Annotated in this window: 7 protein-coding genes; all 7 read right to left on the bottom strand. The window is 61.2% G+C overall.

Annotated elements, in window-relative coordinates:
• Window positions 1–1,859 (bottom strand): efflux RND transporter permease subunit (locus AC5E6N_RS22230; RefSeq protein ID WP_491749857.1); only part of this gene is annotated, 1,859 nt, incomplete at its 3' end.
• Complete coding sequence (locus tag AC5E6N_RS22225; RefSeq protein ID WP_491749856.1) at window positions 1,856–2,983, bottom strand: efflux RND transporter periplasmic adaptor subunit; 1,128 nt, start codon at window positions 2,981–2,983, stop codon at window positions 1,856–1,858. The genes AC5E6N_RS22225 and AC5E6N_RS22230, both read right to left, overlap by 4 nt.
• A 20-nt stretch (window positions 2,984–3,003) precedes the next feature.
• Window positions 3,004–3,558, bottom strand: coding sequence for a PadR family transcriptional regulator (locus tag AC5E6N_RS22220; RefSeq protein WP_491749855.1), 555 nt, complete (start codon window positions 3,556–3,558; stop codon window positions 3,004–3,006).
• Between the two features lie 280 nt (window positions 3,559–3,838).
• Window positions 3,839–4,576: an SDR family NAD(P)-dependent oxidoreductase gene (locus AC5E6N_RS22215; protein ID WP_491749854.1), complete on the bottom strand. Its 738-nt coding sequence runs from the start codon at window positions 4,574–4,576 to the stop codon at window positions 3,839–3,841.
• A gap of 4 nt (window positions 4,577–4,580) precedes the next feature.
• Window positions 4,581–6,038, bottom strand: a complete 1,458-nt coding sequence (gene purF, locus AC5E6N_RS22210; protein ID WP_491749858.1) for an amidophosphoribosyltransferase — start codon at window positions 6,036–6,038, stop codon at window positions 4,581–4,583.
• On the bottom strand, window positions 6,019–6,606 hold the full coding sequence (locus AC5E6N_RS22205) for a CvpA family protein (protein WP_491749853.1): 588 nt from the start codon (window positions 6,604–6,606) through the stop codon (window positions 6,019–6,021). Before AC5E6N_RS22205 ends, purF begins: the two co-directional genes overlap by 20 nt.
• A gap of 46 nt (window positions 6,607–6,652) precedes the next feature.
• The coding region (locus AC5E6N_RS22200) for a magnesium chelatase domain-containing protein (RefSeq protein ID WP_491749852.1) at window positions 6,653–7,535 on the bottom strand (883 nt) is incomplete at its 5' end.

Raw genomic sequence — 7,535 nt, 5'->3', positions numbered from 1 at the left:
TTTTGGATGAAAAGTACATAACACGCTGCCGTCATCGACAGGATGGCGATGATGACCAGAACATTGCCCCACAGCGTGCCCGCCGCGTAGCGCAGGAAGCGCAGGTAGCCGCCGGTTATTCCCGGCACCTTTTGCACATCCAGTTCCGCCCTCGACGACAGCATGAGCGCGACGTGATCGGCTTCCGGATCGGATGTTTCCTTGCGCCGGGCGTCGATGAAACCGGTGACGCGGTAGGTCAGGAAGAAAGCCAGCGCCGCGATCGCAGCCGCCCCGGCGATCTGCACCGGGCCGCCGAGCGCGGCCATCGGTCCCGCGAACGCGAAGAAGCCGGCTATCGCCCCGACGAGTAGTCCGCTCAAGAGGCTCGCATGCCTTGACGCGATCGCCGCCACCTGCGCGAAGACCGTGCCGGTGACCGGCAGGAACACCAGCGCCGTCAGCAGCGACGCCGTCAGAACGATGATGACCATCCTCGGCAGATAGCTCATGAATTCGCCAGGAACACCCGGCCAGAGCAGCAGCGGAAGAAACGCGGCAAGCGTTGTCGCGGTGGATGACACCACCGGCCAGAACATCAGCCTGGACGCCCGCTTATAGGCATCGGCCGGAGACATGCCCTCCGAAATCTTCCGGTCCGCATATTCGGTGACGACAATGGCGCCGTCCACCAGCATGCCGACGGTCAGCACCATGCCGAACATCACCATCATATTGACGGTCATGCCGAGGCCGCCGAGGATCAGGAAAGCCAGCATGAACGAGCCGGGGATCGCCAGGCCCACAAGCAGGCCGGAACGCAGACCGAGCGTTCCCACGACGCAGATCATCACCAGCACGATCGCCGTCATGATCGATGACTGGAGCGAGCCCAAAACCTCGTAGATGAAGCTCGACTGATCGAGCAGGTAGTTCACATGAATGGCCTTGGGCCAGTCCTTGGTGAAATCCTGCACGACCGCGCGCACCTGATCATTGTTCTCGATGATGTTGGTGCCGATGCGCTTGGTCACCTCGATCGAGATCGCGGGCTGTCCGTTGACATGCGTGAATGAGGAAGGATCCTTGTAGGTGCGCCGGATCTCCGCCAGTTCGCCGAGCGTGACGACGCCTTCGCCGCTTTGCTTGATCGGGATCTCGAAGACATCCTGCGCCGTCTCCACAAGACCGGGAACCTTGACGTTGAAACGGCCACTGCCGTCGTCGATGAAACCTGCGGCGACAAGCTGGTTGTTCTGGGTCAGCGCGTTGAGAAGCTCGTCCTGCGTGACGTCGTAGGACTCCATCTTCATGAGGTCGAGAACGACCTCGAGCAGCTCTTCGCGATTGCCCGTCAGACTGGCTTCCCGGACCGACGAGATCGCCTCGATCTCGTCCTTGAGCCGGCGTGCGTGCGTGGTCAATGTGCGTTCCGGAACGTCGCCCGAAAGCGTCACGATGATCGTCGGCTGCAGCGCGAAATTGGTTTCGGTGATGGTCGGCTCATCGGCTTCGGCGGGCAGTTCCGCCTTGGCCTGATCCACCTTGTCGCGGACGTCGGCCAGAACCTGGTCGCTGTCCGCTTCGATGTTGAACTCAAGGACGATGCCGGCATGACCCTCCGAGGCGATCGCCGTCAGTTCCTTGAGACCGTCAAGGCCGCGAAGCGAGGTCTCCATCGGGCGCACGAGCAGGCGCTCGGCGTCACGCGGCGAAATACCCTGCTGACTGATCGACACGTAGTAGACCGGAATGTCGATGTCCGGATTGGCTTCCTTCGGGATGCCGATATAGGACGTGATCCCGGCCGCGATCATGAAGACCATCAGCGTCAGGACGGTCTTCGGGCGCGAGATGATTGTTTGCAGCGCGGAGGTCATGAGCGAACGTCACCCTTGCTCGATGTGGCCGCCACATCGGCAGCCACCGGCTCTACGGTTTGGCCGGGGATCACGTAGTCCTGGCCGACTGAGATAACTCTTGCGCCGGGCTCAAGTCCCGTCACCCACATGGTTTCCGGCGTGTGCGAGATGATGTTCAGTTGCTTGAAAGAAACCGAATTGTCGTCTTCGACCACGCGAACACCGACGGAACCGTCATCGTCGAGCGTCAGCCAGGACGGCCGGATCCGATAAGCCTCCGTACCGTCCAGTTTTATCTGCGCGGCCGCCGTCACCCCGTCACGCAACCTGTTGTCGGGGTTGGGGATCTCGACCTCGATCAGGAACGTGCGTGTCGCCTCGTCGGCGGACGACGCCACATAGCGTATGGTGCCCGCAACCAGTTCGCCCGATATCAGCTGAACCTGCGCCGGGTTCCCGACCTCGACCTGACCGACCTGCCGCTCCGATATCTGCCCGATGAAGAGCAGCGGATCGGCGTTGATGAGCGTCACGCAGACATCGCCGTCGGACAGATTGTCGCCTATTTCGGCGATCGGGTCCTGAACGATGCCGTCGGCGGTTGCCAGGATATCGGTGCGCGCCAGCTCAAGCCGCATTTCGGCGAGCGTTGCCGCCGCACCGTCCATGGCCGCCTTCAGCGCCTTCATGCGCGTTTCGGATGTAAATCCCTGCTTTTGCAGCGACAGCGAGCCTTCATAATCGAAGACCGCCTGCTCATGCGCGGCCAGCGCCCGGTCCACCGCGGCCTGACGCACGCCCGGGTCCAACTGGCAGACCAGGTCGCCCTGTTTGACGCGATCGCCCTTGGCGACCAGCCGCTTTTCCAGCGTTCCGGACGTCTCGGCCCGAACCGGCACGATGGCGTCGGCCTTGGTCCGGCCCCTGACCAGAAGCACGTTCGGCCGCTCTTCCGGGTTGACGGTAACGAAGCGCACCTTGAACAGTTCGTCCCGGTTTTCTTCCCGCTGCGCCGGAGGCAATACGGCATTTTCCGAATTGGCCTGTCCGCCGACCACGATGTTCCCGGTACCCATCCATCCGAGCACGGCGCCGGCAATCACCAGTGCGGCGATATGAGATCCCTTGATGCGAAATGCCATAACATGGCTCTCCTGTCTTTTTATTCGGCCGCTTCGCTTGCGCGGTCGGGGGCACGTGTCAGTGCTTCAAGCCGGCCCCTGTGCTCCAAAAGGTATTGAAGGCTTGCCTCGTGAACGAAGCGGCCGTAATCGGCGACCCAGCTCAGTCCTGCCGGCCCGTTTTCGGCGCATAGCTGAGCTTCATCGAACATTTCAAAGTCCTTTTTCAGGTCATTGATTCGTTTGTCGATTGCCCGGACGATGGTGCCTCTGTCGAGCAATCCCGCGCAAAGCGCGATCAGCAGGAACTCGGATTTGAACGTATCGGGGCGGGGCAGCACCTGAAGCGATTCGATCAGCTCCTCGCGGCCCTTGTCGGTAATGGAGTAGACTTTCCGCGGCGGTTTGCCGGACTCGTACTCCTCGCGCACGGTCACGCAGCCGTCTTCCTGAAGCCGCGAAAGCGCCGGATAAATCGATCCGAAGCTCGCGTCGATAAAGTAGGAGAACTGCTCCTCCGTCGACATTTTCTTGATCTCGTAGCCCGTGGCGTCGGAAAACTGCAAAATCGCCAAGCATACCGTACGTACGTTCATCAGCGGCCCCTTGCCGTTCAATGACTGATACGGGCAAGGGAGATGACCGGATCAGCGCGAAGCAATATATTTCGTGAGCATATAGTCATTCTATATATATCAAACAAGAATATGACCCAAAATATATCTAACACGTCGTATATTGCGTGAAGGCATCGGCCTGTGCCAGCCGAAAACGCCGTGCGACGTTTGCGGGCATCGGGCAATAAAACAAAATATATCAGATAGTTATTGCAGGCTCAGCATCGGACCTGGACACATCCGTGATGCAATCCGTCGATCAGTCGGGATGCCTGTAATTCTTCCAGCGGTCCTCGGGCACGTCATAGAGCATGCCGGTGTGCTCCAGTGCCGGGTCGGCCAGCATCGCAATCTTTGCAGCGACCGCGGACGGGTGGGGAACGGTCATTGGATCTTCCCCCGGCATGGCCTGCGCGCGCATCGCCGTCCGGGTGCGTCCGGGATTGACGCAATTGACCCGCAACGCGGTGTTCACCGTCTCTGCCGCCCAGCAGCGCGCGAGCGCTTCAAGTGCCGCCTTGCTCGCCGAATAGGCGCCCCAGAATGCGCGGCAATTATGCGCCGCGCCGGACGAGATGATGATGGCCCGCCCGGCATCGGAATTGTGCAGCAGCGTCTCGACGGAGCGGATCACACGCCAGGTGGAGACGATATTCTTGTCCATCACTTTCTGGAAGGCCTTGGCCTCGAAATGGCCGACGGGGGACAGGGGGCCAAGAATTCCGGAATTCGCCACCAGGATATCGAGCTTCTGCCAGCGTTCGTTGATTGCCGCGCCCAACTGGTCCACCGCCTTCATGTCAAGCAGGTCCTGCGGCACCAGTGTGGCCGAGCCGCCCTCGGCATTGATCGTGTCGTCGAGTTCCTCGAGCCCGCCGACCGTGCGCGCCACGGCCACCACATGCGCGCCTGCCTTTGCCAGTTCAAGGGCGGTGAAATAGCCGATGCCACGCGATGCGCCGGTAACCAGCGCGATACGGCCGCTGAGATCCATCATACTGTCATCCGTGTTTGGCCAGTAGCGAGAGCGTGCGCGTTGCGTCGTCGCTGTCGCGATCTGTCAGTGTTGTCGGGTAGTCGCCGGAAAAGCAGGCATCGCAGAATTGCGGACAATCCGCGTTGCGCGACGGCTCCGATACGGCTCTGTAAAGTCCGTCCATGGACAGGAATGCCAGGGAATCCACCTTGATATAGTCGCGCATTTCATCGATCGACATGCGCGAGGCCAGGAGTTTCGAGGTTTCAGGCGTGTCGACGCCGTAGAAGCAGGAGGCCACCGTCGGCGGCGATGCGATACGCATATGGACTTCGGCGGCGCCCGCATCGCGGACCATCTGAACGATTTTCTGCGATGTCGTTCCGCGAACGATGGAGTCGTCGACCAGAACGACGCGTTTTCCCTCGATGGCCGTCCGGTTGGCGTTGTGTTTGAGTTTGACGCCCATGTGCCGGATCGAAGCCGTCGGCTGGATGAATGTGCGTCCGACATAATGGTTGCGGATAATGCCGAGATCGAAGGGCAGGCCGGCCGCATGGGCAAAACCGATCGCCGCCGGCGTTCCCGAATCCGGCACGGGCACCACCATATCGGCCTCGACCGGGCTTTCCCTGGCGAGTTCGATGCCGATATTCTTGCGCGTCTCGTAGACGTTCCGCCCTTCGACAGTCGAATCCGGCCGCGCGAAATAGACATATTCGAAGATGCAGAAGCGCGGCTTGATCTCACCCCATGGGAAATAGCTGCGCAACCCCTTGTCGGTGATCACCAGCACTTCGCCGGGCCGCACATCCCGCACGAAGCGCGCACCGATAATGTCGAGCGCGCAGGTCTCCGAAGACAGGATATAGGCGCCCTCGAGGTTGCCGAGAACCAGCGGGCGAATGCCCAGGGGATCGCGGGCGCCGATCATCTTCTTGCCGGAAAGCCCGACAAGGGAAAAGGCGCCCTCGAGCTGCGTCACCGCATCGATGAATTTCTCGATGAAGAATTCGCGGTCGCTCATGGCGATCAGATGCAGCAGCGTTTCGGTGTCCGATGTCGACGAGAATATGGCGCCGCGCTTTTGCAGTTCACGCTGCTTTGTGAGCGCGTTGGTAATGTTGCCGTTGTGCGAGATGGCGAATCCGCCGCCGTCAAACTCAGCGAAGAACGGCTGAACATTGCGCAGGCCTTCGCCGCCCGTTGTCGAATAGCGCGTGTGGCCGATGGCGCGGCTGCCGGGCAGGCGGGCAAGCACCGAGGGTTTGGTGAACGTATCGCCGATCAGCCCGACGTGACGTTCGACGGAAAACTGGCTTCCGTCATAGGAGACGATGCCCGCGGCCTCCTGACCGCGATGCTGCAGCGCGTGCAGGCCGAGCGTGACAACCGCCGACGCGTCCGGCTTGCCGAAAATACCGAAGACGCCGCATTCGTCGTGAAAGGCGTCAGCCTCGGCCTCACAGCCGGGATCGTGCATGGTCGTCCGTACCACGGATACGGGCCTCCTGGTCGCTTCCTGCATTGTCGCCGCCAAGTCCCTTGAGCCGGTCGAGTATCGTCGCGTCCGCATCCTCCGGCAGGATGCTGACGAGCTGCTCGCCGATGGAATCGAGCAGTGGCTTTGACTTGGCCTCCGCCACCCACGCCGGCTGCTGCGGTCCGGACACGAGCCAGTTGAAGAACAGCATCGCGACCGCCACCAGCAGGATGCCGCGCGCGGCACCGAAGAGGAAACCAAGCGTACGGTCCAGCGCGCCGATGCGGCTGTCGATGACAAAATCCGCGATCCGCATGGTCAGCACCGACACGAGAATCAGCGCCACCAGAAAAATGATGGCCGCGGATACGATCATCGCGATCGTTTCCCGGTCCGTATATTCAAGGATGTAAGGCACGAGCAGCGGATAGAAATAATAGGCCGCCGCCGCCGCGGCGATCCATGACGCGACGGAAAGCACCTCTCGGGAAAAACCGCGGACCATCGCGAGCACGGCGGAGAACAAGGTCACGCCGATGAGGATTCCGTCAAGTATGGTGATTGGCATAGCGTATGAACCTTACGGTCTGCCGGTAACCGGCCTCGTTTTGAGTTTACTCGCCTTCGTCGAGCTGCACCCGCGATCCGGCGATTTCGACGACAAGATCAGCCAGGGCATCAACGGTTTTCCAACTCCCATTGGCGCTTTTCGGAAGATCCGCCGAGCCTTTTGGCAGGACGGCATGACCGAAACCCAATTTCTCAGCCTCTTTCAGGCGTTGCGCGGTATGGGCGACAGGCCGGACCGCGCCGGACAGGCTTATCTCGCCGAAATAGACGCAATCGGCCGGAAGAGCAAGACCGGCGAGCGATGAAACCAGTGCAGAAGCAACCGCGAGGTCAGCCGCCGGTTCTGAAATCCTGTAACCGCCCGCAACATTGAGATAGACATCGTGCTGACCGAGGCGCACACCGCAATGGGCTTCAAGCACGGCAAGGATCATCGAAAGCCGTGCCGAATCCCAGCCGACGACAGCACGGCGCGGTGTCCCGAGCGGAGAGGGGGCAACCAATGCCTGTACTTCCACAAGCACGGGCCGGGTGCCTTCCATTCCTGCAAAAACCGAGGCGCCGGGGGCTTTGTCGTTGCGTTCTCCGAGGAACAGCTCGGAAGGGTTCGCGACCTCGCGCAGGCCCCGGTCGGACATCTCGAAAACGCCGATTTCGTCCGTTGGTCCGAACCGGTTCTTGACCGTTCTCAAAATCCGGTAGTGGTGCCCGCGGTCGCCTTCGAAATAGAGCACCGCATCGACCATGTGTTCGACAACGCGCGGCCCGGCGATCTGGCCTTCCTTGGTCACATGGCCCACCAGCACGACCGCCGCGCCGGTCTTCTTGGCGAAGCGGATCATCGCCTGTGCGCCGGTGCGGACCTGGGTAACGGTCCCGGGGGCGGACTCGGCCATGTCGCTCCACAGCGTCTGGATGGAATCGATA

It is taken from the genome of Hoeflea sp. (assembly GCF_984452065.1).
The sequence above is the reverse complement of the archived record's forward strand: the minus strand, read 5'-3'. Positions and strand labels throughout refer to the sequence as shown.

Excerpts from the sequence above, each read along its gene's own strand:
- AC5E6N_RS22225 (WP_491749856.1), bottom strand. The coding sequence starts at position 2,983 with ATGGCATTTCGCATCAAGGGATCTCATATCGCCGCACTGGTGATTGCC.
- AC5E6N_RS22220 (WP_491749855.1), bottom strand. The coding sequence starts at position 3,558 with ATGAACGTACGTACGGTATGCTTGGCGATTTTGCAGTTTTCCGACGCC.
- AC5E6N_RS22215 (WP_491749854.1), bottom strand. The coding sequence starts at position 4,576 with ATGATGGATCTCAGCGGCCGTATCGCGCTGGTTACCGGCGCATCGCGT.
- purF (WP_491749858.1), bottom strand. The coding sequence starts at position 6,038 with ATGCACGATCCCGGCTGTGAGGCCGAGGCTGACGCCTTTCACGACGAA.
- AC5E6N_RS22205 (WP_491749853.1), bottom strand. The coding sequence starts at position 6,606 with ATGCCAATCACCATACTTGACGGAATCCTCATCGGCGTGACCTTGTTC.